Raw genomic sequence first — 20533 nt, 5'->3', positions numbered from 1 at the left:
CTAGAATTTAATTTTTACATTTTCTACTTTATCAATAGGATATACATGTGAAAAACCTAAAACCTTATATTTTAAATCTCCTTTAAAATGAATTTTCAAACGCTGATTTATTAAAGAGTTTAAAACACCTCCAAAAATTCCGTTTTTATTATTTTCAAATACTCTTTTTGAAGGAATTACCACTTTTAGTGGAATATGAAATTCTTTACGAGCTGGAACTTTAAACTCTTCAGAAGAAACCTGTGCTACTTCTACTTCATCAATTAATACTTTAATTTCATCAGTAGCTATTTTACCACCTATATCGTTAGGATTTTCAAAATAAGCATTGGCACCAACTCTAATCGTGTCTGTAGAAGCGGATAGTAATTTTATATCATCAACTTTTAAAAAAATCGGTTTTTGTTTTACCGAACAACTAATAATTAGCAATAAAAAAGGTAAAAAATAAATGAATTTCTTCATGAAAACTCGTGTTTTTTTGGGTACTTTGCTCTTGCAAAAGTACTATATTCCTATGACACCATCTGATTTTATTATTAGAGAAATTAAACCACAAGATAATGCCCAAATAGCTAAAGTTATTCGTGATGTATTAATCGAGCTTGGAGCTCCAAAAGTAGGAACCGCTTATGAAGATAAGGCTACTGATGAAATGTATGAGACCTACCAAAAAGAAAAGGCTGGGTATTTTGTTGTTGAACATAATGGTGTTGTAGTTGGAGGCGCTGGTTTTGCTCAATTAGATAATTTTGAAGGGAGTATTTGTGAGCTTCAAAAAATGTATTTCTTACCAATAGTGAGAGGAAAAGGCATTGGTAGCAGATTAATAAATTTTTGTATGAATAAAGCTAAAAACCAAGGTTTCAAGCAATGTTACTTAGAAACTTTACCATACATGAAGGCAGCTACAACTTTATATAGAAAAAATGGTTTTATTGACTTGGAAGAACCTTTAGGCAACACAGGACATTATTCTTGTAATATATGGATGTTAAAAGATTTGTAAAAACTACATTTAGAGAAGCAATATGCAATTAAAACAATACAAATCATATTTTTCCGAAGAGTTAAAATCAGTTTTTCCTCAAACAGAAGTTGATTCATTTTTCTTTTTATTAATAGAAGAATATTTAGACCTCAAACGTATAGATCTCATATTACAACCTAATATTGAAATATCCTCTAATATAAAGGAGTTATTAGACAAAGCTTTGGAACGATTAAAAAAAGAAGAACCTATTCAATATATACTAGGTAAAACAGAATTTTATGGACTTCCTTTTAAGGTTAATGAAAACACATTAATTCCTCGACCTGAAACTGAAGAACTTGTTGAGTGGATTCTAGAAGAAATCAGTGTAAATGATAAACGTAATATTTTGGATATAGGTACTGGTACCGGTTGTATACCTATTAGTTTAAAAAAGAATTTACCTAGCTCAAATTTTAGTGCTATTGATGTTTCTGAAGAAGCATTAGAAATAGCTAAGCAGAATGCTAAATTGAATGAAGTTGAGATTTCCTTTATAAATGAAGATATTTTAAAAACTAAAAGGCTAAATGGTATGTTTGATATTATTGTTTCCAATCCTCCCTATGTACGTGAATTGGAAAAAGTAGAAATAAAAAATAATGTATTAAAAAACGAACCACATTTAGCTTTGTTTGTTAAAGATGACAACCCTCTTCTTTTTTATAAAAAAATAGCCGATTTAGCTAAGAGCAACTTAACTAAAAACGGACTGCTTTTTTTTGAGATCAACCAATACCTTGGTTCAGAAACTGTTGATATGCTAAAAAGCAAAGGCTTTACACAAATAGAACTTCAAAAAGACATGTTTGGTAACGATCGAATGATTAAGGCTTCTTTATAAATACCCTAATAATTGGTTAGCTATTATCAAAAATTAGCAAAGAAGCATCTCTTCATTAGTATCTCTTATTAAACTATACTCAACACAATAAACTGAAATCTTTTTTTTAATCATTTTTTTAACATAAAAAACACTTTTTTTTAATATAAATGGTATTTAAAGTTTTTTTTCAATAATAAAAAAGTTTATATTAGCTGTAAAAGTTATATAGAAATTGGATTTACAAAAATTACTTTTAGAAACTAAAACTACTGCCATTTATCTTATTGACAACGAAGGAAAAATTGTCGATTTTTATCCTCATGACAACGATTTGGTAGAAATCAAAGACAAAATAGCAGCTTTTGACGCTGTCGTTTTTAATATGTCTAGTAATTTTTTTAATCTGTTCTTTAAAACAGAGTTAAATGAAATGATTTTAAAGTCAGATAAGGAAGCTCTTTTGTTGTTCAAATACAAAGAATATGTACTATGCTTTTTGGCTGATAAAAACACCAATATAGGTCTTTTAAACTTAATGCTTAAAAAAGAAACAAATACTATTAACATTTAATATTTATTACTTAACCTAAAAACCCCCGGAATTTATGGAAAAAATCCTAACCGACTTAGTTCAAAATGTAAAAGAAAATATACCTGGGTATATTGCAATTAGTGTAGCTGAAATAGCTTCTGGAGAATCTTTAGCATCTGATTCTGCTGATTCAAATTTTGATCCTGCTTTAGCTTGTGCTTATAATGTTGAAATTATAAATGCCAAGCGTAAAGCTATAGACATCTTAGGTCTAAAAGAAAACCTTAATGATATTCATTTTAAACTTGATAATCATATTCATGTTGTAGATATGTCTCCAAGTGGAGAGTATTTTATTTATCTGGCTGTTGATTCTAACAGAGCTAATTTAGCACTTACTAGAACAATGCTAAAAAAATATAAAGCAGAATTAAATGAAGTCTTATAAAGCTATTGATATTAAAAAAATAAATATCGATAGTGAGTTTCAAAAATATATAAGCTTTTTTCAAAATGAATACAAAACTAAAGTATTGTTAAATGAATCAGCTATCGATTATGAAGAAGCTCCTAACATAAACAATGTTAACGATTTAAAAAATGCTGTTTATGATTTCTTTTTTGAACCTAGGTTTGAGAATGTTCTAGATCTAATTAAATTCAAAAAACAAAAACCACAAGACCATTAACTCAAAAAAATTGAAGTCTTTTAGAATCACCACTCTATCTATCTGATATACTATCTTTTACCTTAATGAAATTGTTAAAAAAATCACAAAGAAATATATCTAGAAAAAAATATTAAAATAACAACTTATTTTTGTGACCCTTTAAAAAAAATAGTGTCTTAAACGGGGAAGGGAGACATGAAAACAAAAAAATAGTTACAAAAAACTTAAATGGGGGAAGTAAACTTACAAACTTTAATACAAGAGTCTGAGGCTGATAAAGGTATCGTTTTTGACTCTAAGGGACAAGTAGTTGATTCTTATAATATCTCTAAAGAGAACAATATAGCAGCAATGGCAAATGTTATTGTTACTATGGCTCATGAGTTTTTTCAAGATGCTTTAGAATCTGGAAGCCTTAATCAATTAGTTTTAACTTCAAACGAAGGCTTGGTAGTTATTAACAAATACGACAACAACCATATTGTTTGTCTATTGGCTGATGATGTTTCTAAATTAGCTATGATTAAACTAACACTTAAAAATGTGACCCTTCGATAAATACAAAATATTTTTTAATTAATTATTATAACAACTATTTAGAATGAAAGAAATTATTAATGATTTTATCGAAAACTTAAAGAGTAATGTCCCTGGGTTTATTGCTGTTTCAATTACAGACGTTAGTTCTGGTGAAGCATATGATTCATTTACAGCAAACCCTGATTTTGACCCTAATTTAGCTTCAGCTTACAACTTAGGTGTTGTTAAAGCTAAATTAAAAGCTATAGATGCACTAGGGTTAAATGAAGAAATTCAAGATATTACTATTACTTTATCTAGTCAAGTTCATATTATCAATATTGCTCCTAGTGGTACTTATTTTGTTTACTTAGCTGTAGACTCTAAAGAAGCTAACTTAGGTATTACTAAGGCTTTATTAAACAAATATAAAGTAGAGTTAAATAACGCATTATAAAAATATAATTGTGAAAAACACAAATCATTTATCTATAGACAAACCCTTAAAAAAGCACCTAAACCAAACTCTAAAAGAGTTTCGCAAGTATCGATTTTCTGAAGGTGAATTAAAGTCAGAAGAAAAGAAGAGTAAAGACTTTTTCGGATTCCTATTCAAAGAATATGATAGTATGAATGATTTAGTAAAAGATATGTTTTAAAAGTGCTTAATAGGCACTTTTTTTATACTCTTAAATGTTTGTTTTAGTTTTTCAATTAATAGTTTAATCTCTTCATCATTGTAACTAGCAAAGCCAATTCGTATAGCATTATGCTTTTTATTTACTAAATCATAACGTTGCCACTCTCCTACTTCAAGTTGATGTTTACTTGCTTCTTTTGCTACTTCACTCCAGGAATATTGTTTGTTTAGATGAACCCAAATAGCCATTCCTCCTTTTGGTACTTCAAATTGGAAATAATCTCCTAATTTATTTTTTAATAACTCACAGAATAAATCTCGACGTTGTAAATATATTTTCATCAGTTTACGTATATGCCGATCTAAATCTCCAGACTTTATAAATTCAGCAAAGGTTAATTCTAATAAAGCATCACCTTGTCTATCAACGTACCCTCTTAGTTTTGCGGCTTCGTTTACAAAATCTTCAGAAGCTACTAAATACCCTACTCTAAAAACTGGCGCTACAGTTTTACATACAGAACCTATATAAATAACGTTTCCAGAACTATCATGACTTGCTAGAGGTAAAATTGGGGCATGATTATAATTAAAATCATAATCATAGTCATCTTCAATAATAGCAAAATTGTGCTTTTGAGCTAGATTTAATAGATGAATTCTCCTCTCAGCAGATAAAGTAACAGTTGTTGGGTGATGATGATGAGAAGTAACATAAACAGCCTTTATAGATTGTTTTTTACATAGTTTTTCAATTTGATCAATTACTAGACCATTTTCATCAACTGAAACCCTTTTAATTTGCGCTTTTTGATACTGAAAAGTAATATCTGCAGAAGAGTAATTAGTCTCTCCAACAACTATTATATCACCTTCTTTTAAAAGTAGTTGAGAAGACAACCACATTCCCATTTGACTACCACGAGTAATTAGAATATTTTCTTTACTTATTTTTAAACCACGTGAATTATTTAAATACACAGCCAACACTTCTCTTAACTTTACATTTCCATGTGTTGAGCTATAATCCAAAAAAGTATAAGCACTCTTTTTAGAGGCTATTTTCCTGTAAATCCTAGCTATTTCTTCTGTTGGTGTAAGTCTTGTATCTGAAGTACCATCATTTATATATATTACTCCTTTTCTTTTCTCAGTTTTTTTCTCTGATAAACAATTGTTGTCGTAAAAATTAAATCCTGAGCTTTTCTTTTTAGATGTTTTAAACGTACCAACCAATGTTGTTTTCTGAGCAAGGGGTAAACTTTTGTTTACAAAAGTTCCTTTTTTAGGAATACTCTCTACCCACCCTTGCAGTAACAACTCCTCATAACAAGCAACAACTGTTTTCCTATGCACTTGTAGCAAATCAGCCAAAGTTCTTGAACCTACTAGTTTTGTCCCTGGAGGTAGATTTCCTTCTCTAATTAATAATATAAATTGATTTGCTAGCTGCAAGTATAAAGGCTCTTTAAGGTTCTTATTAAGTTTTAATGAAGTTTTATAAGGAAACATCTGGACTATTAATTATTTAAAAACTGGATTAATATAATAGACCATAAATATACTACATTTGAAAAAGTAAATAATCTAAACAATGAAAAAACAAGAACTACAACCAACTGAGTTTAATGAATTTTATGCTGGGTATTTATCCAAAGTACCTGATAACACAGATTTAAAAGAAGGCTTTGAAAACGATAAAGAAACTGTTATAAGGTTTTTCTCATCTATTTCAAAAGACAAGCTAGAATATCGTTATCAACCAGAAAAATGGAGTATAAAGGAAGTATTACAGCACATAATTGATACTGAACGTGTTTTTATGTATCGTATACTACGAATTTCTAGAAAAGATATGACTCCAATTGAAGGTTTTGATCAAGAGATTTATATAAAACCATCAGGAGCTGATAATAAAACAATAGAAGCTTTATTGGAAGAGTTTAAAACAACCCGCTCATATTCAATTAACTTATTAAACAGTATATCAAACGAAAACTTATGCAATATTGGAGTAGCTAACAATTCTCCCGCCTCTGCAAGAGCTTGTGCTTTTATCTTATTAGGTCATAGTGTTTGGCATATGGATATTATTAAAGAGCGTTATTTAAAATAAAATTTCATGCAAGAATATCAAAAATTAAAACTTAATAGAGTTAAAAGAGGCCAAAAAAGAGCAGTTTATGATGTTGAAAAAATCAACACTATTTTAGATGCAGGCTTTATAGGTTTTGTAGGATATATACACCAAGGGAAAGCTATTTCTTTACCTATGGCTTATGGAAGGAATGGTAATAAAATATACTTACACAGCTCGCAAGCCAATAGAATGTTATTATCGCTTTTAGATGCTGGAGAAATGAGCATGACAGTAATGCATTTAGATGCTTTAGTTTTGGCACGTTCAGGATTACATCATTCTGTAAATTATCGATCAGCAACATTATATGGTTCAATAAAAAGGGTAGAAAACCCTAAGGAAAAAGAAGCTGCTTTATATTGTTTTATGGAACATATGATGAAGGGACGTTGGGATGATATTAGACCAATGAAAGCTGAAGAACTTGATAGAACATTAGTAGTAGAGATGACAATTGAAACTGCTTCAGCAAAAATTAGAGATGTTGGAGTTAACGATGAGCCTGAAGATGAACTTTTACCTGTTTGGGCAGGATTAGTCCCTTTAAAACAAATAGCCCTCCCTCCCATTTCAGATAAAAAACTAAGAGAAAATATAAAAGTACCAAATCACGTAATAGAGTATTATAATATGCATAAATAAGCATTTTATAACTTTAAAAATAGCGCTACATTGCATATATGAAAAATTACGATGTTATTATTCTCACAGATAAGAGGTATGTAAACCCTCAAAATCTTGACAACTATATCCAGAATGTATTAGATGAAGACAATTATGTCAAAACAGCTCTTGAAAATCAAGGTTTAAAAGTAGCTCGTCTCTCATGGGATGATGCTACTTTTGATTGGTCCACAACAAAGTATATTTTGTTTAGAACCACTTGGGATTATTTTGATCGATTTCCTGAATTTTCAAAATGGTTAAATACTGTAAGTAAACAAACAACACTATTAAATTCGGAAAAAATTATTCGTTGGAATATTGATAAACATTATTTACAAGACTTACAACAAAACGGAATTCATATTTGTGAGTCCTATTTCATTGAAAAAGGAACACAGTCTACATTAAAAGAACTTTCTCTAAAGTATGATTTAAAAGATTTTGTTTTAAAACCTTGTATTTCTGGTGCTGCGAGACACACTTACAAAATCAATTCAGAAAATATAAACGAATATGAAGAGACTTTCTCTTCGTTAATAACAGAAGAAGCTATGATTATCCAGCCTTTTCAGTATAACATAATTGAAAAAGGAGAAATTTCGTTAATGGTTATGAATGGTAAGTTTACACACGCTGTTTTAAAAATAGCAAAATCAGGAGACTTTAGAGTGCAAGACGATTTTGGAGGCTCAGTTCACAACTACATACCTACTAAAGAAGAAATCGCTTTTGCTGAAAATGCTGTTAAAGCTTGTGTAGAAACTCCTATTTATGCACGTGTTGATATTTTTACTGATAATTATGGTAAATTAGCTATTGCTGAATTAGAACTAATTGAACCAGAGCTTTGGTTTAGAAATTACCCTGCCGCAGCAGATGAATTAGCTAAAGGAATTAAACAATTAACAAATAAAAATGAAGAAGTTATTTAAAGTATTAGGGATACTATTGCTAATTGGAGCTATTGTATTAGCTGTTTTTTATTTTAAAAACAATGAAAGTCTTCCTACAGGTGAACAAGGACCTGAAGCAGATGCTTTAGCTACTAAAATGCTTGAAGCATTGAATTATGAAGCTTATAAAGATACTCGTTTTATTGAGTGGAGTTTTAGAGGAAAACATTTTTATAAATGGGACAAACAAGAAAACATTGTTGAAGTATCTTGGGACACCAATAAAGTAACCTTACACACAAAAAGCCCCGAAAAAAGTGTTGTTTTAGTAAACGAAAAAGAAGTTAAAGACAACGAAATACTTCAAAAAGCAATAGACTACTTTAACAATGATAGTTTTTGGTTAGTGGCTCCCTATAAAGTATTTGAAAACGGAATTGAACGTAGAATTACACAATATGAAGGGAAAGATGCTTTATTGATTACTTATACTACGGGAGGATCAACTCCAGGAGATTCTTATTTATGGATTTTAGACGAAAACGGCAGACCTACCAGTTATAAAATGTGGGTTTCTATAATCCCTACAGGCGGAATGGAAGCCACATGGAGTGACTGGATTACAACTGAATCTGGGGCAATACTACCAACAAAACATGAAATGCCAGTTGGTATTCTAGATATGGGAGATGTAAAAGCCTATAATTAACATTATTGAAACTTACAAACAATAAAAAAAGATCGCTATAAAACATTTTAGAGCGACCTTTTTATTTATACTTATTTGAAGAGACTTCTTCTACATAATAAACAAGCGTCTGTCATGCATTAAATCATACACCTTCTCTCCTATTGCCTCTAATACTTCATCATTATCAGCATTCATTAACGCTTCATCAACTAAGTCAACGATTACTTCCATATCTGCTTCTTTTAAACCACGAGTAGTAACAGCAGCAGTTCCTAAACGAATACCTGAAGTTACGAATGGAGATTCTGTATCAAAAGGAACCATGTTCTTATTTACAGTAATCTCAGCTTTTCCTAAAGCTTCTTCAGCAGCTTTACCTGTAATGTTTTTATTACGTAAATCAATTAACATACAATGGTTGTCTGTACCTCCAGAAATAATTTCATATCCTTTTGCTACAAATGCTTTAGCCATTGCTTGGGCATTTTCTTTTACTTTAATTTGATATTCTAAGAACTCATCTGTTAATGCCTCACCAAAAGCAATTGCTTTTGCAGCAATAACGTGCTCTAATGGTCCACCTTGATTTCCTGGGAATACCGCAGAATTAATCAATGTAGACATTTTCTTTAATTTTCCTGATTTTAATTTTAACCCGAATGGATTTTCAAAATCTTTTCCAATCATAATCATTCCCCCGCGAGGTCCACGTAACGTTTTGTGAGTTGTTGTGGTAACAATATGACAGTGAGGTAACGGATCAGATAAAATTCCTTTTGCAATTAATCCTGCTGGGTGTGAAATGTCAGCCATTAAAATAGCACCAACACTATCGGCAATTTCTCTAAACTTCTTAAAGTCTATATCACGAGAATATGCTGAAGCTCCTGCAATAATTAATTTTGGTTTATGCTCTTTAGCTTGCTGCTCTAAATGATTATAATCAATATACCCCGTTTCTTTATCTACACCATAAAATACTGGATTGTATAATTTACCAGAAAAGTTTACTGGTGAACCGTGAGTTAAGTGACCACCATGAGATAAATCAAATCCTAAAATAGTGTCTCCTGGTTGTAAACAAGCAGCAAAAACCGCTGTATTTGCTTGACTTCCAGAGTGTGGTTGTACGTTTACATACTCAGCTCCAAATAATTCTTTAGCTCTATCAATCGCAATTTGCTCAACGATATCTACTACTTCACATCCTCCGTAATAACGTTTACCTGGGTATCCTTCAGCATATTTATTGGTTAAAACTGATCCTTGAGCTTCCATTACTTGGTCGCTTACAAAATTTTCAGAAGCAATCAACTCTAAACCGTTTAGTTGACGTTCTTTTTCTTCTTGAATTAAATCAAATATTTGATGATCTTTTTGCATGTTGTGTGTTGTTACATAAAGTAGCCAAAAGTACTAATTTTATTATTCAAATTATATGGATTTTACAAGAAGTATCTACAAAAATACTTTCACATTTTTTTTACTCATCTTTTTGGGGTAAATTGAAAAAAATATGTAGGTTTGATGAAAATATAACAAAAACGATAAATGGAAATAACTGCTAATAACCCGAATAGAAAATCTTGGTTAACTGTAGCTGAAAACTCAGATTTCCCTATTCAAAACATACCTTTTGGGGTTTTTCTAACTAAAGATGATATCATAACGATTGGTACAAGAATTGGTGATTACGCAATTGATTTAGGTGCCTTACATCAATTAGGATATTTTGATGGAATTCCGTTAACAGATGATATCTTTTTACAAGATACCTTAAATGATTTTATAGCTGATGGACGCAAGACATGGCGTTTAGTTCGTAATAGAATTGCTGATATTTTTGATGTAAAAAATAGTAAACTAAGAGATAATGCTGAGCATAAAGACAAGATAATCTTTAGAATGGATGAAGTTGAAATGCAACTTCCTGTAGCTGTAGGAGATTATACCGATTTTTATGCCAGTAAAGAACATGCAACTAATGTAGGTAGTTTATTTAGAGATCCTGAAAATGCGTTACTACCAAACTGGCTACAAATACCTATCGGTTACCACGGAAGAAGCTCTTCAATTGTACCTTCTGGAACTCCAATTCGTCGTCCTGTAGGACAACAACGTCCTAGTGAGGGAGAAACTACACCTAACTTTGGACCTTCAAAATTATTAGATTTTGAATTAGAAATGGCGTTTATTACAACAGTAGCAAACGATTTAGGGGACAGAATTCCTATTGAAGAAGCAGAAGAATATATCTTTGGATTGGTATTATTTAATGACTGGTCTGCTCGTGATATTCAAGCTTGGGAATATGTTCCATTAGGGCCTTTCTTAGGAAAGAATTTTGCTTCAACAATCTCTCCATGGATTGTAACCTTAGATGCTTTAGAACCTTTTAGAGTAGACAACCCTAAACAAGTATACGAACCATTACCTTACCTAAAGAAAGAAGGAAAAGATAGTTACGACATCAATTTACAAATGGCTATTCAACCAGAGGGTAAAGAAGAAACTGTTGTATGTAACTCTAACTTTAAGTATATGTACTGGACAATGGTACAACAATTAGCGCATCACACGGTAAACGGATGTCCTGTAAATGCAGGTGATATGATGGGTAGTGGTACTATTTCTGGACCTACTCAGGATAGCTTTGGATCTATGCTAGAATTAACTTGGAGAGGTCAAAATCCTATTAAAATGAATGATGGTAGTGAGCGTAAATTTATTAATGATAACGATACAGTTATTATGCGCGGTTACTGTAAAAATGAAAAAATCCGTATTGGTTTTGGTGAATGCTTAGGTAAAATTTTGCCTGCTAAATAAACGTTTTAATCAAAATTGTACATAAAAAAATCCAGTTCTTTTGAACTGGATTTTTTTATTTTGACTTTTACTCTTCCTCTGGTGGTGGGTGTCCGTGAATTTGCTCATATACTTCATCAAAATTACTTCGTAAATAACTATTTAATTTTTTACGATAGTCATCTTGTAACCAATCAATGAAATTATGAGTACTCTTTGATATACACTTTGAATACCTAAAAATTCGATCATCAATATCACCTCCCAACATTTTTGCTAATATTAAAGCATCAAAAACATCTTCACTATTTTCAACACACATTTTAGCGTGGTGCTCGATTGATTTTTCTAGAACTCTTTTTGAAGATTCACCCCCTTGAATAGTATCTCTATATACTTTTTTAACATCAAAATACAAATCTTCTGAGTTAGCAAATTCTGCTTTAACATCTGCTGGCAACTCATATCTAAAGTCACTTTCTATTTCTTCATCAGATAATAAATTATCCAAATAGAAATTTGGTGCTCTAAACATTTTTTGCCAATCTAAATCGGCTCCCCAAGGTCCAAAACGATGGAAATTATTCCCTAGATCAATTACATTAAATTCTGATTTCCCAGGTAAAATACGAGAACCACGACCAATCATCTGGTAATATAAGGTTAATGATTTCGTTGCTCTATTCAGAATAATTGACTGTACAGAAGGCTCATCAAACCCTGTTGTTAAGATACTTACCGAAGTAATTATAGCATTAGGTGTTTTATGAAACCATTTTAAGATAAAATCACGTTCCTTTTTAGTGTTTGTGTTATCTAAATGTGCAATTGGATAGCCTGCTCTTTTAAAAGTATCATACACATGTAGTGATGTATTAATACCGTTATTAAAAATCAAGGTTTTTGTTCCTTTTGCTCTTTCTTCATAAGCTTGTAAAAGCTTTGAAAGCATATCTGTGTTTGTATATAAATCTTCAGATGATTTTACGGTATAATCACCATTCGCCCCTACTTCTAATGAAGTTAACCCTACATTATAAGAATAGATATTTGCTTTCGCTAAATATTCATTTTGAATTAAAGACCCAATACTTTCTCCATCAATAAGTTCGTCGTAATTGTCCTTCATAGGAAGCTTAATATTTGAACTTAAAGGAGTTGCTGTTACGCCTAAAATAAAAGACTTATCAAAGAATTTAAATAGTTTAGTAAAAGAGTTATAGTGTGCCTCATCAATAATTACTAAACCAACATCCGATATATCCAACATATCGTCATTTAAACGATTGTTTAAAGTCTCTACCATAGCCACAAAGCAATCAAACTCATCTTGGTCATCTAAACTTGCCTTACTGTCTATAATTTTATTTACTACACCAAATTCTTTAAGCATTTTTGCTGTTTGCTTACACAATTCTATTCGGTGTGTCATTATCAATACTTTCTTTTGATAATGTTTCAAGTATTGACGTGTAATTTCAGAGAAAATAACGGTCTTTCCTCCTCCTGTAGGTAGTTGATAAAGTAAATGGTAATTTTCGGGGGCATTCTCAAAACTTTTGAAAATTTTGTGCAATGCTTCTTTTTGATAATCGTATAGATTCTTTCCTTTCTTTGGTTGTGAAGTTGCTGTTTCGTTACTCAAATCTCTATAATTTTGAAATATGCAAAAATACGAGGTATTTAAGGAAATCCCATTAAAAATGGCATCTTTTTTAGATTTTTTTCAAATCAATACGAGCAATATCATAATGAGAAGCATGCGAAATTACTTCTCCATTTTTAACTACCAACAACTGAGGAGATTGATGTAAAACCTGAAATGTATACCCTATTTCATTAGAAACATCTCTATAACTGAGTAAGTCAAGATAATACACTTTAAAATCTTTTAATTCCTCATCAAAACTGTTTACAAAACGTTTAATTACCATACTACTAATTCCACACCTTGTTGAATGTTTAAAAATAGCAATTGGTTGTTTATTCGATAATTCTTTTATCTCTTTTATTTGCTCTATCGATGTTAATGGAGTCCAGTTAATAAATGACTCTTCTCCTTCTTTATTTTTGTCTTTTCTTCCAAAAATAGTGTTTAATACTCCCATTAAATTCTTATTTTAATAACATTATTGTTCTTAACTATCACTCTACCAGTCAAAAAGTCATAAAAAACTTGTTTTTAAAGACAAAATGTCTCTTATTTTTTAAAAAAATCAATTGGTACTGAATTTGACTTTTATAGAGAAAAAAAATAAAAACGATATGAATTTTAACAATTATACAATAAAATCACAAGAAACCATACAGCAAGCGCAACAATTAGCGCAAAGCTATGGTAACAACCTTATAGAAAATGAACACATTTTCAAAGCTTTATTTTTAGTCGATGAAAATGTACTTCCTTTCATTTTAAAGAAACTCAATATTAACGTTGATATTATACAGCAAGTATTAGATAAACAATTAGAAAGTTTTTCTAAAGTTACTGGTGCTGATTTAATGCTTTCTCGCGAAGCTAATAAAACATTAAATGAAGCATCTATCATCGCCAAAAAAATGAACGATGAATACGTTTCTATTGAACACTTAATCTTGGCTATTTTTAAATCTAAAAGTCAAATAGCACAAGTTTTAAAAGATCAAGGTGTTACTGAAAAGAGTTTAAAAGCAGCAATTGAAGAATTACGTAAAGGAAATCGTGTTACCTCACAAAGTGCCGAAGAGACCTATAACTCTTTAAATAAGTATGCTAAAAACCTAAATCAATTAGCACAAGACGGAAAATTAGACCCTGTAATTGGTCGTGATGAAGAAATTAGACGTTTATTACAAATTTTATCACGTAGAACTAAAAACAACCCGATTCTAGTTGGTGAACCTGGTACTGGTAAAACAGCTATTGCTGAAGGATTAGCACATCGAATTATTCGTGGAGATGTTCCTGAAAACTTAAAGGAAAAACAAATTTTCTCTCTAGATATGGGAGCATTAATTGCTGGAGCCAAATATAAAGGTGAATTTGAAGAGCGTTTAAAATCGGTTGTAAAAGAAGTTACAAAGTCTGAAGGAGACATTGTCTTATTTATTGATGAAATCCACACTTTAGTAGGTGCTGGTGGTGGTCAAGGTGCAATGGATGCTGCTAATATTTTAAAACCTGCTTTAGCACGTGGTGAGCTAAGAGCTATTGGAGCTACTACTCTAGATGAATATCAAAAGTACTTTGAAAAAGACAAAGCCTTAGAACGCCGTTTTCAAAAAGTAATGGTAGATGAGCCTGATACTGAAAGTGCTATCTCTATTTTACGTGGTATTAAAGATAAATATGAAACACATCATAAAGTTCGAATAAAAGACGAAGCTATTATTGGAGCTGTAGAATTATCACAACGTTATATTACTAATCGTTTTTTACCTGACAAAGCGATTGACTTAATGGATGAAGCTGCTTCTAAATTACGTATGGAAATCAATTCTAAACCAGAAGAATTAGATGTACTAGATCGTAAAATAATGCAATTAGAAATTGAAATTGAGGCGATTAAACGTGAAAACGATGAAACTAAGTTAAAATCTTTAAATGCCGATTTAGCTAATTTAAAAGAAGAACGTAATGAGATCAATGCAAAATGGCAATCTGAAAAAAGTGTTGTAGATACCATTCAGAACTTAAAAACTGATATAGAAAACTACAAACTAGAAGCTGAAAAAGCCGAACGTAATGGTGATTATGGTAAAGTTGCTGAGCTACGTTATGGAAAGATTAAAGATGCACAAGAAGAGCTTGATAAACAGCAAGAAGTTTTAGCTAATCAACAAGAAAACTCTTTAATTAAAGAAGAAGTAACCTATGATGATATTGCTGAAGTTGTAGCTAAATGGACTGGAGTTCCTGTTACTAAAATGTTACAATCAGAGCGTGAAAAGCTATTGTTATTAGAGGACGAATTACACAAACGTGTTGTTGGTCAAGAAGAAGCAATAGAAGCTGTTTCTGATGCGGTTCGTCGTTCAAGATCAGGTTTACAAAATCCTAACAAGCCTATTGGTTCATTTCTATTCTTAGGAACTACTGGAGTTGGTAAAACTGAGTTAGCCAAAGCCCTTGCAGAATATTTATTTGATGATGAAAACGCCATGACTCGTATTGATATGAGTGAGTACCAAGAACGTCATTCGGTAAGCAGGTTGGTAGGTGCGCCTCCTGGGTATGTTGGTTATGATGAAGGTGGACAATTAACAGAAGCCGTTAGAAGAAAACCGTATTCAGTTGTGTTGTTAGACGAGATTGAAAAAGCGCATCCAGATACCTTTAATATCTTACTACAAGTATTAGATGAAGGTAGATTAACCGATAATAAAGGACGTGTTGCTGATTTTAAAAACACCATTATTATAATGACCTCTAATATGGGAAGTCACATTATTCAGGAGAGTTTTGACAATATGAAAGGAGATTTCCATACAGCTATGGACTTAGCAAAAACAGAAGTTTTAGGATTATTAAAACAATCTGTAAGACCTGAATTCTTGAATAGAATTGATGATATTATTATGTTCACTCCATTATCAGAGGCTAACATTAAAGAAATTGTAAAACTACAATTGAATAGTGTTAAAAAGATGATTGCACAACAAAACATAACTTTTGATGCTACCGATGAAGCTATTGCTTACTTAGCAATAAAAGGCTATCAACCAGAATTTGGAGCTCGCCCTGTAAAACGTGTAATTCAAAAAGAAGTTTTAAATCAATTATCTAAAGAAATTTTATCAGGAAAAATAACTACTGATAGTATTATCTTACTAGACGCTTTTGATGATAAACTAGTTTTCAGAAACCAATCTGATTTAGTCGAGAATAAATAACAAATAAATACCTGTAAATCAATACACAAAGTGACATTGTTTCATTTTTTTAGTGAAAAAATGTCACTTTTTAAAATTGGTATTTTTTTTGAATACTAGTTATTAAAGATTAATGTTTAACTAAAAAATATAAAGTTATGTTATTAAAGAGTTCTGATTTTCCAGTATTACCAAACGTCTTTAATGATTTTTTTAGAGACTGGTCAACTTCAAATTTCTCAGATACAAACACTACATTGCCAGCTGTAAACATTAAAGAAAATGAAAATGAGTTTACAGTTGATGTAGCTGCTCCTGGAATGAATAAGGAAGATTTTCAAGTAAATCTTGAAAATGATATTTTGACTATTTCATCAGAAAAAAAAGAGAATAAAGAGAACACGAACGATAACTATACACGAAAAGAATATAGTTATATGTCGTTTAAAAGAAGTTTTACACTACCAAAAGGTATTGTTGATAGTGAAAAAATTAAAGCTACCTATAAAAATGGTGAGCTAAAAATTAACATCCCTAAATTAGAAGCTGCCAAACCCAAGCCTTCTAAACTAATTACGGTTGAATAACTTAAATCCATAATCACTTATTTTAGTTTACAAAAAACCGAGTATTCTTAACAGGAATACTCGGTTTTTTGTAAACTTCAACCAATAAAACAACTAAAAAGTATTTACTTGTATATCTTCTAAAACGATTTCAGATAATTTTTTCAATTTACTTTCTTCGTATAATTTATCAATAGTGTAAAAATCTATATCCTTATTCAGAGGTTTATAATTATTATAATCTACAAACCGAATTCCTTTAATAACTTTTTCTTCTTTTACATCTCTAAAACGTACTCCTCCTCCATTTGTATGATATTTATACGCTAAATAATCTAACTGAAAGTTATCTTTAGCAAACCAATAAATGAAAACATCGTCAAAGTCTTCTCCCCCGCCTTCTTCTGTAAAGGTTATTCTAATTTTATAATACTCTTTCCCTTTAATTATAACTGGTTCTAATAACTTTTTTTGAACCGCTTTATCATTTAATCCTAAAGGTAATACTGAAAAATAGTGAACAGAGTTTACCGAATTACTATAACGATTTTTATCTTTTTCTGATAACTCTACTAAGCTATCATTCACAAATCGTTCAAAACCATCATTTGATAATATGTCTTTTATCTTTATTGAATCATTTTTTATAACTCTTACCAGTTCAAATGTTCCATTTTTTCTGGTTGCTTCATAACTGTTTTTTCTGAAGTTGAAAGAAATTATAGCATTCTCTATTTCATTCAATTTAGAATACTCTATTGACTTGTCTATTATTTCTTGAGCAGTAAACTTTGGTTTGCATGAAACAACTAATAAAAGTAGTGAAATATATAAATATCGCATAAGTTTTGGTTTGTATTTATCTCTAATTTAGTATGCTAATTTAGGAGTATTCATTAATTTAAATTGTTAAGTTTAACACAAAAAAATAGAGCTACAAAAATGTAGCTCTATGAAAGGGGATTATAATTTATTGGTTAAAACCTCATACCTACACCAAAACCAATAAGCAAAGGGTTAATATCAACTTCTGCTGGTACGGTTGCAATACCTGCATTTACAGATACATCAGTACTTAAGCCAACATACTTAGCATCTACATTTAAAAACCAAGTATCATCTAGGTCGTAATCAAATCCTAATTGAAGAGCATATCCAAAACCATTTTCATAATCTACATCTACAACAGCTCCTGGGTCAGCATTGTAAAAAATAGTATAATTTACACCAGCACCAACATAAGGTTTAAAATCGTTTATATTAAAGTGATATTGTAAAGTTAGTGTTGGAGGTAATAACCAAACATCTCCTAAATTAACGTCTCCTAACGCTGTATTTACCGCTTTTACATCATGGTTTGTTGTACCTAAAATTAATTCAGCTGCAATATTTTCAGTAAAATAGTAAGTAAAATCTAACTCTGGAATAAAACTTTTACCTATTTCAACATCTCCACCAATAGTACCAATTGTTGCAGATTCATTTGGTAAAACACTCACCCATCTAAAACGTGCTTGCCATTTTTTAAAATCATTTGTTTTAGTAGTTTCTTGTGCATTTACATTACTAAAAAACAATATTCCTAATACAATACTTAATATAATTTTTTTCATGATTATAAGTTTAAATTTTTAGCAAAATTACATCCCACTCTCCCCTAAAAACATGACTTAAATCATAGCTTAATAATTTTATTTAACAACTTAAAATTATAGTTATATTTGTTGTTCTATTTATGCAAAAAAAGATTAACATACAGAATAAAAAAGCTCGTTTTGAATACGAGATACTTGATAAATACACAGCAGGAATTCAGCTCACTGGTACAGAAATTAAGTCTATACGACAAAGTAAAGCTCGAATTACCGAAAGCTTTTGTGAATTTAACGATAAAGGAGAACTTTTTGTGATAAATATGTATATTGAAGAATATGCTTTTGGACATCACTATAATCATAATCCAAAAAGTGAACGTCGTTTATTATTAAATAAGCGTGAGCTAAAAAAACTTGAGAAAGAAGTTGAAGCTAAAGGAAATACAATTGTTCCGTTACGATTGTTTATAAATGAAAACGGTTGGGCTAAATTAGACATTGCTTTAGCTAAAGGAAAGAAAACCCATGATAAAAGACAAAACATAAAAGATCGTGATAACAAACGTGATTTAGCCCGAATTAAAAAGGCTTATAACTAATGAATGATACTTTTTTAAATATCATTCAATGGAAGAAGATTATATACTTTATTTTTATCCTATTCTTATTTAAGTTTTCTTTTTTACACGGTTATGGATTCAAAACAACTCTTTCCTTTCTTGATTTAGGTTTATTGTCTATTTCAAGTGCTTTTTTATTGGCTTCTGGTTATTTAACTAGTTTTTTCTTCAGAAATTCACAAAAAAAAACTAGACTTCCTCTACAAAGAGTAAAAAAACTATCTATTTACTTAACGATAGTTGGTATTGTAGTTGGTTTATTTTTATCTATAAAAGTAAATAAAACTTCGTATGGGCTCATATTCATTGTCTGCCCTATTATTGTCTACCTATATTCTAAAAACAATGTTCAAAAAACTTTTTTTAGCAATATTGTTACATCATTCCTAAAACCTTTTGCGTTACTTACACTTTGGTGGTTTGATTTTCCTCTGAATTTATCTATTGAGCAATGGGAATTGTTTTACGATCTTCAGTTAATAACTATTGGTTATGTAATCATCTCTTTTTTAAGCAATATCGTTGTTGAAATAATTATTGATATTATTAACGTAAATCAAGATAACCTTAATAAACAAAATACTCTTCCTGTTTTATTAGGGCGAAAAAGAGCGAAAAACATTGCTTTAATGCTCTCTATTATTGGTTGTTTATTTGTTTTTTCAATAGCGATTGCTTTTATTAAAAATAAGTTCATTTTCTCAACAATTATGTTACTAGGAACAATTCCTGAGTTATACTTTATTTATCGACTAATGTTAGCTTCTGAAACTAAAGACTACAACTTTTTACATAAAATTAGTTACGTTAATTTTCTTTTAGCACTTTTAAGTGTTCCTACCATAGCTTACTATATAAAATATGTTATCAACTAAACTATCAAAATATTCTGTTATTCTTGCTTCAAACTCTCCAAGAAGACAAGAACTTATAAAAAGCTTAGATATTCCTTTTACCATTAAAACCAAAGAGGTAGAAGAGATTTATCCTGAGGAATTGCGCCAAACAGAAATAACTGATTTTTTGGCTGACTTAAAAGCTATTCCTTTCAAAAAAGATTTAGGAGAGAATGAGTTATTAATAACATCAGACACCATTGTATGGATAAATAATGAAGCCTTAGGAAAACCTAAAAATTACGATGAGGCATTTCAAATGCTAAAAAAACTATCCAACACCACACATGAAGTTATTACCTCCATATGTATTACTAACAAATCATTTCAAAAAACTGTGAATGATACCACTATTGTTAGTTTTAGAGAACTTTTAGACGATGAAATTGATTACTACATAAAAACGTACAAACCATTTGATAAAGCAGGAGCTTATGGTATTCAGGAATGGATAGGTAAAATAGGAATTGCTAAAATTGAAGGAAGTTATTTTAACGTTATGGGATTTCCTATTCATAAACTTTACAAAGAATTATCAAAATTGTAGCTTTACATCTATATAAAAGATTATTTTTGACGCGTATTT

General features: G+C 30.4%; 25 protein-coding genes. 18 read left to right on the top strand and 7 right to left on the bottom strand.

Annotated elements, in window-relative coordinates:
- Positions 1-465, bottom strand: coding sequence for an LEA type 2 family protein (locus D6T69_RS09750; protein WP_125067554.1), 465 nt, complete (start codon positions 463-465; stop codon positions 1-3).
- A gap of 52 nt (positions 466-517) precedes the next feature.
- Between D6T69_RS09750 and D6T69_RS09745 the strand changes: the two genes are divergently transcribed.
- From D6T69_RS09745 to D6T69_RS09710, 8 genes are all read left to right on the top strand, one after another.
- Positions 518-1009 (top strand): GNAT family N-acetyltransferase, encoded by a 492-nt coding sequence (locus D6T69_RS09745; protein WP_125069247.1) that lies wholly within the window; start codon positions 518-520, stop codon positions 1007-1009.
- A 22-nt stretch (positions 1010-1031) separates the two neighbouring features.
- A complete protein-coding gene (prmC, locus tag D6T69_RS09740) occupies positions 1032-1877 on the top strand; it encodes a peptide chain release factor N(5)-glutamine methyltransferase (RefSeq protein WP_125067553.1) in 846 nt (281 codons plus the stop codon).
- Between the two features lie 214 nt (positions 1878-2091).
- Positions 2092-2430, top strand: a complete 339-nt coding sequence (locus tag D6T69_RS09735; RefSeq protein ID WP_125067552.1) for a roadblock/LC7 domain-containing protein — start codon at positions 2092-2094, stop codon at positions 2428-2430.
- A gap of 34 nt (positions 2431-2464) precedes the next feature.
- Positions 2465-2839, top strand: a complete 375-nt coding sequence (locus D6T69_RS09730) for a hypothetical protein (protein ID WP_125067551.1) — start codon at positions 2465-2467, stop codon at positions 2837-2839.
- A complete protein-coding gene (locus D6T69_RS09725; RefSeq protein ID WP_125067550.1) occupies positions 2826-3080 on the top strand; it encodes a hypothetical protein in 255 nt (84 codons plus the stop codon). Before D6T69_RS09730 ends, D6T69_RS09725 begins: the two co-directional genes overlap by 14 nt.
- A gap of 210 nt (positions 3081-3290) precedes the next feature.
- A complete protein-coding gene (locus D6T69_RS09720; RefSeq protein WP_125067549.1) occupies positions 3291-3620 on the top strand; it encodes a roadblock/LC7 domain-containing protein in 330 nt (109 codons plus the stop codon).
- A 43-nt stretch (positions 3621-3663) separates the two neighbouring features.
- Entirely contained in the window at positions 3664-4038 is a 375-nt protein-coding gene (locus tag D6T69_RS09715) for a hypothetical protein (protein WP_125067548.1), read from the top strand.
- 10 nt (positions 4039-4048) lie between these two features.
- Positions 4049-4240: a hypothetical protein gene (locus tag D6T69_RS09710; RefSeq protein ID WP_099214411.1), complete on the top strand. Its 192-nt coding sequence runs from the start codon at positions 4049-4051 to the stop codon at positions 4238-4240.
- Here D6T69_RS09710 and pdxR read toward each other — a convergent pair.
- Positions 4237-5733, bottom strand: a complete 1497-nt coding sequence (gene pdxR, locus D6T69_RS09705) for a MocR-like pyridoxine biosynthesis transcription factor PdxR (protein WP_125067547.1) — start codon at positions 5731-5733, stop codon at positions 4237-4239. The two genes, D6T69_RS09710 and pdxR, sit on opposite strands and share 4 nt — an antisense overlap.
- 82 nt (positions 5734-5815) lie before the next feature.
- Here pdxR and D6T69_RS09700 point away from each other — a divergent pair, with 82 nt between their 5' ends.
- Genes D6T69_RS09700 through D6T69_RS09685 form a run of 4 tightly spaced genes read left to right on the top strand, consistent with a single transcriptional unit; the run spans position 5816 to position 8629 of the window.
- Positions 5816-6337, top strand: a complete 522-nt coding sequence (locus D6T69_RS09700) for a DinB family protein (protein ID WP_125067546.1) — start codon at positions 5816-5818, stop codon at positions 6335-6337.
- Positions 6338-6343: 6 nt separating this feature from the next.
- Positions 6344-7003, top strand: coding sequence for a pyridoxamine 5'-phosphate oxidase family protein (locus D6T69_RS09695; protein ID WP_125067545.1), 660 nt, complete (start codon positions 6344-6346; stop codon positions 7001-7003).
- Positions 7004-7041: 38 nt separating this feature from the next.
- Complete coding sequence (locus tag D6T69_RS09690) at positions 7042-7959, top strand: ATP-grasp domain-containing protein (RefSeq protein WP_125067544.1); 918 nt, start codon at positions 7042-7044, stop codon at positions 7957-7959.
- Positions 7943-8629 (top strand): hypothetical protein, encoded by a 687-nt coding sequence (locus D6T69_RS09685; RefSeq protein WP_125067543.1) that lies wholly within the window; start codon positions 7943-7945, stop codon positions 8627-8629. The genes D6T69_RS09690 and D6T69_RS09685 overlap by 17 nt, the downstream gene beginning before the upstream one ends.
- 90 nt (positions 8630-8719) lie before the next feature.
- Here the strand turns inward: D6T69_RS09685 and glyA are convergent, their stop codons facing one another.
- A complete protein-coding gene (gene glyA, locus D6T69_RS09680) occupies positions 8720-9994 on the bottom strand; it encodes a serine hydroxymethyltransferase (protein ID WP_125067542.1) in 1275 nt (424 codons plus the stop codon).
- 168 nt (positions 9995-10162) lie between these two features.
- On the opposite strand from glyA, the gene fahA reads away from it, so the two are divergent.
- The gene (gene fahA, locus D6T69_RS09675) at positions 10163-11440 is read left to right on the top strand and encodes a fumarylacetoacetase (RefSeq protein ID WP_125067541.1); all 1278 of its coding nucleotides are present in this window, start codon (positions 10163-10165) and stop codon (positions 11438-11440) included.
- Between the two features lie 67 nt (positions 11441-11507).
- On the opposite strand, the gene D6T69_RS09670 is transcribed toward fahA, so the two are convergent.
- Both D6T69_RS09670 and ytxJ read right to left on the bottom strand, forming a co-directional pair.
- Complete coding sequence (locus D6T69_RS09670) at positions 11508-13064, bottom strand: DEAD/DEAH box helicase (RefSeq protein ID WP_125067540.1); 1557 nt, start codon at positions 13062-13064, stop codon at positions 11508-11510.
- Positions 13065-13134: 70 nt separating this feature from the next.
- The gene (gene ytxJ / locus D6T69_RS09665; protein WP_125067539.1) at positions 13135-13527 is read right to left on the bottom strand and encodes a bacillithiol system redox-active protein YtxJ; all 393 of its coding nucleotides are present in this window, start codon (positions 13525-13527) and stop codon (positions 13135-13137) included.
- 157 nt (positions 13528-13684) lie between these two features.
- Here ytxJ and clpB point away from each other — a divergent pair, with 157 nt between their 5' ends.
- Together clpB and D6T69_RS09655 are read left to right on the top strand one after the other, a co-directional pair.
- Positions 13685-16291 carry an ATP-dependent chaperone ClpB gene (gene clpB, locus D6T69_RS09660; RefSeq protein ID WP_125067538.1) on the top strand — a complete coding sequence of 869 codons (2607 nt, stop codon included), beginning with the start codon at positions 13685-13687 and terminating at the stop codon, positions 16289-16291.
- Between the two features lie 137 nt (positions 16292-16428).
- Positions 16429-16857 (top strand): Hsp20/alpha crystallin family protein, encoded by a 429-nt coding sequence (locus tag D6T69_RS09655; protein WP_125067537.1) that lies wholly within the window; start codon positions 16429-16431, stop codon positions 16855-16857.
- A 93-nt stretch (positions 16858-16950) separates the two neighbouring features.
- On the opposite strand, the gene D6T69_RS09650 is transcribed toward D6T69_RS09655, so the two are convergent.
- Both D6T69_RS09650 and D6T69_RS09645 read right to left on the bottom strand, forming a co-directional pair.
- On the bottom strand, positions 16951-17679 hold the full coding sequence (locus tag D6T69_RS09650; protein WP_125067536.1) for a DUF6503 family protein: 729 nt from the start codon (positions 17677-17679) through the stop codon (positions 16951-16953).
- Between the two features lie 134 nt (positions 17680-17813).
- Positions 17814-18449 carry an OmpW/AlkL family protein gene (locus D6T69_RS09645; protein ID WP_125067535.1) on the bottom strand — a complete coding sequence of 212 codons (636 nt, stop codon included), beginning with the start codon at positions 18447-18449 and terminating at the stop codon, positions 17814-17816.
- A 122-nt stretch (positions 18450-18571) separates the two neighbouring features.
- Here D6T69_RS09645 and smpB point away from each other — a divergent pair, with 122 nt between their 5' ends.
- From smpB to D6T69_RS09630, 3 genes are read left to right on the top strand one after another with little or no spacing between them, the layout of a single operon-like run.
- Positions 18572-19030 (top strand): SsrA-binding protein SmpB, encoded by a 459-nt coding sequence (gene smpB, locus D6T69_RS09640; RefSeq protein ID WP_125067534.1) that lies wholly within the window; start codon positions 18572-18574, stop codon positions 19028-19030.
- The gene (locus tag D6T69_RS09635) at positions 19030-19926 is read left to right on the top strand and encodes a UbiA prenyltransferase family protein (protein ID WP_125067533.1); all 897 of its coding nucleotides are present in this window, start codon (positions 19030-19032) and stop codon (positions 19924-19926) included. Before smpB ends, D6T69_RS09635 begins: the two co-directional genes overlap by 1 nt.
- Positions 19913-20494 carry a Maf-like protein gene (locus tag D6T69_RS09630; protein ID WP_125067532.1) on the top strand — a complete coding sequence of 194 codons (582 nt, stop codon included), beginning with the start codon at positions 19913-19915 and terminating at the stop codon, positions 20492-20494. Before D6T69_RS09635 ends, D6T69_RS09630 begins: the two co-directional genes overlap by 14 nt.
- Positions 20495-20533 lie beyond the last annotated feature (39 nt).

It is taken from the genome of Tenacibaculum singaporense (genome assembly GCF_003867015.1).
GTDB lineage: Bacteria > Bacteroidota > Bacteroidia > Flavobacteriales > Flavobacteriaceae > Polaribacter > Polaribacter singaporensis.
The sequence above is the reverse complement of the archived record's forward strand: the minus strand, read 5'-3'. Positions and strand labels throughout refer to the sequence as shown.

Excerpts from the sequence above, each read along its gene's own strand:
- D6T69_RS09725 (WP_125067550.1), top strand. The coding sequence starts at position 2,826 with ATGAAGTCTTATAAAGCTATTGATATTAAAAAAATAAATATCGATAGT.
- D6T69_RS09645 (WP_125067535.1), bottom strand. The coding sequence starts at position 18,449 with ATGAAAAAAATTATATTAAGTATTGTATTAGGAATATTGTTTTTTAGT.
- prmC (WP_125067553.1), top strand. The coding sequence starts at position 1,032 with ATGCAATTAAAACAATACAAATCATATTTTTCCGAAGAGTTAAAATCA.
- D6T69_RS09655 (WP_125067537.1), top strand. The coding sequence starts at position 16,429 with ATGTTATTAAAGAGTTCTGATTTTCCAGTATTACCAAACGTCTTTAAT.
- D6T69_RS09635 (WP_125067533.1), top strand. The coding sequence starts at position 19,030 with ATGAATGATACTTTTTTAAATATCATTCAATGGAAGAAGATTATATAC.
- D6T69_RS09715 (WP_125067548.1), top strand. The coding sequence starts at position 3,664 with ATGAAAGAAATTATTAATGATTTTATCGAAAACTTAAAGAGTAATGTC.
- ytxJ (WP_125067539.1), bottom strand. The coding sequence starts at position 13,527 with ATGGGAGTATTAAACACTATTTTTGGAAGAAAAGACAAAAATAAAGAA.
- clpB (WP_125067538.1), top strand. The coding sequence starts at position 13,685 with ATGAATTTTAACAATTATACAATAAAATCACAAGAAACCATACAGCAA.
- D6T69_RS09745 (WP_125069247.1), top strand. The coding sequence starts at position 518 with ATGACACCATCTGATTTTATTATTAGAGAAATTAAACCACAAGATAAT.
- D6T69_RS09630 (WP_125067532.1), top strand. The coding sequence starts at position 19,913 with ATGTTATCAACTAAACTATCAAAATATTCTGTTATTCTTGCTTCAAAC.
- D6T69_RS09695 (WP_125067545.1), top strand. The coding sequence starts at position 6,344 with ATGCAAGAATATCAAAAATTAAAACTTAATAGAGTTAAAAGAGGCCAA.
- pdxR (WP_125067547.1), bottom strand. The coding sequence starts at position 5,733 with ATGTTTCCTTATAAAACTTCATTAAAACTTAATAAGAACCTTAAAGAG.
- D6T69_RS09650 (WP_125067536.1), bottom strand. The coding sequence starts at position 17,679 with ATGCGATATTTATATATTTCACTACTTTTATTAGTTGTTTCATGCAAA.
- D6T69_RS09700 (WP_125067546.1), top strand. The coding sequence starts at position 5,816 with ATGAAAAAACAAGAACTACAACCAACTGAGTTTAATGAATTTTATGCT.
- D6T69_RS09750 (WP_125067554.1), bottom strand. The coding sequence starts at position 465 with ATGAAGAAATTCATTTATTTTTTACCTTTTTTATTGCTAATTATTAGT.
- smpB (WP_125067534.1), top strand. The coding sequence starts at position 18,572 with ATGCAAAAAAAGATTAACATACAGAATAAAAAAGCTCGTTTTGAATAC.
- D6T69_RS09720 (WP_125067549.1), top strand. The coding sequence starts at position 3,291 with ATGGGGGAAGTAAACTTACAAACTTTAATACAAGAGTCTGAGGCTGAT.
- D6T69_RS09690 (WP_125067544.1), top strand. The coding sequence starts at position 7,042 with ATGAAAAATTACGATGTTATTATTCTCACAGATAAGAGGTATGTAAAC.
- D6T69_RS09730 (WP_125067551.1), top strand. The coding sequence starts at position 2,465 with ATGGAAAAAATCCTAACCGACTTAGTTCAAAATGTAAAAGAAAATATA.
- fahA (WP_125067541.1), top strand. The coding sequence starts at position 10,163 with ATGGAAATAACTGCTAATAACCCGAATAGAAAATCTTGGTTAACTGTA.
- D6T69_RS09685 (WP_125067543.1), top strand. The coding sequence starts at position 7,943 with ATGAAGAAGTTATTTAAAGTATTAGGGATACTATTGCTAATTGGAGCT.
- glyA (WP_125067542.1), bottom strand. The coding sequence starts at position 9,994 with ATGCAAAAAGATCATCAAATATTTGATTTAATTCAAGAAGAAAAAGAA.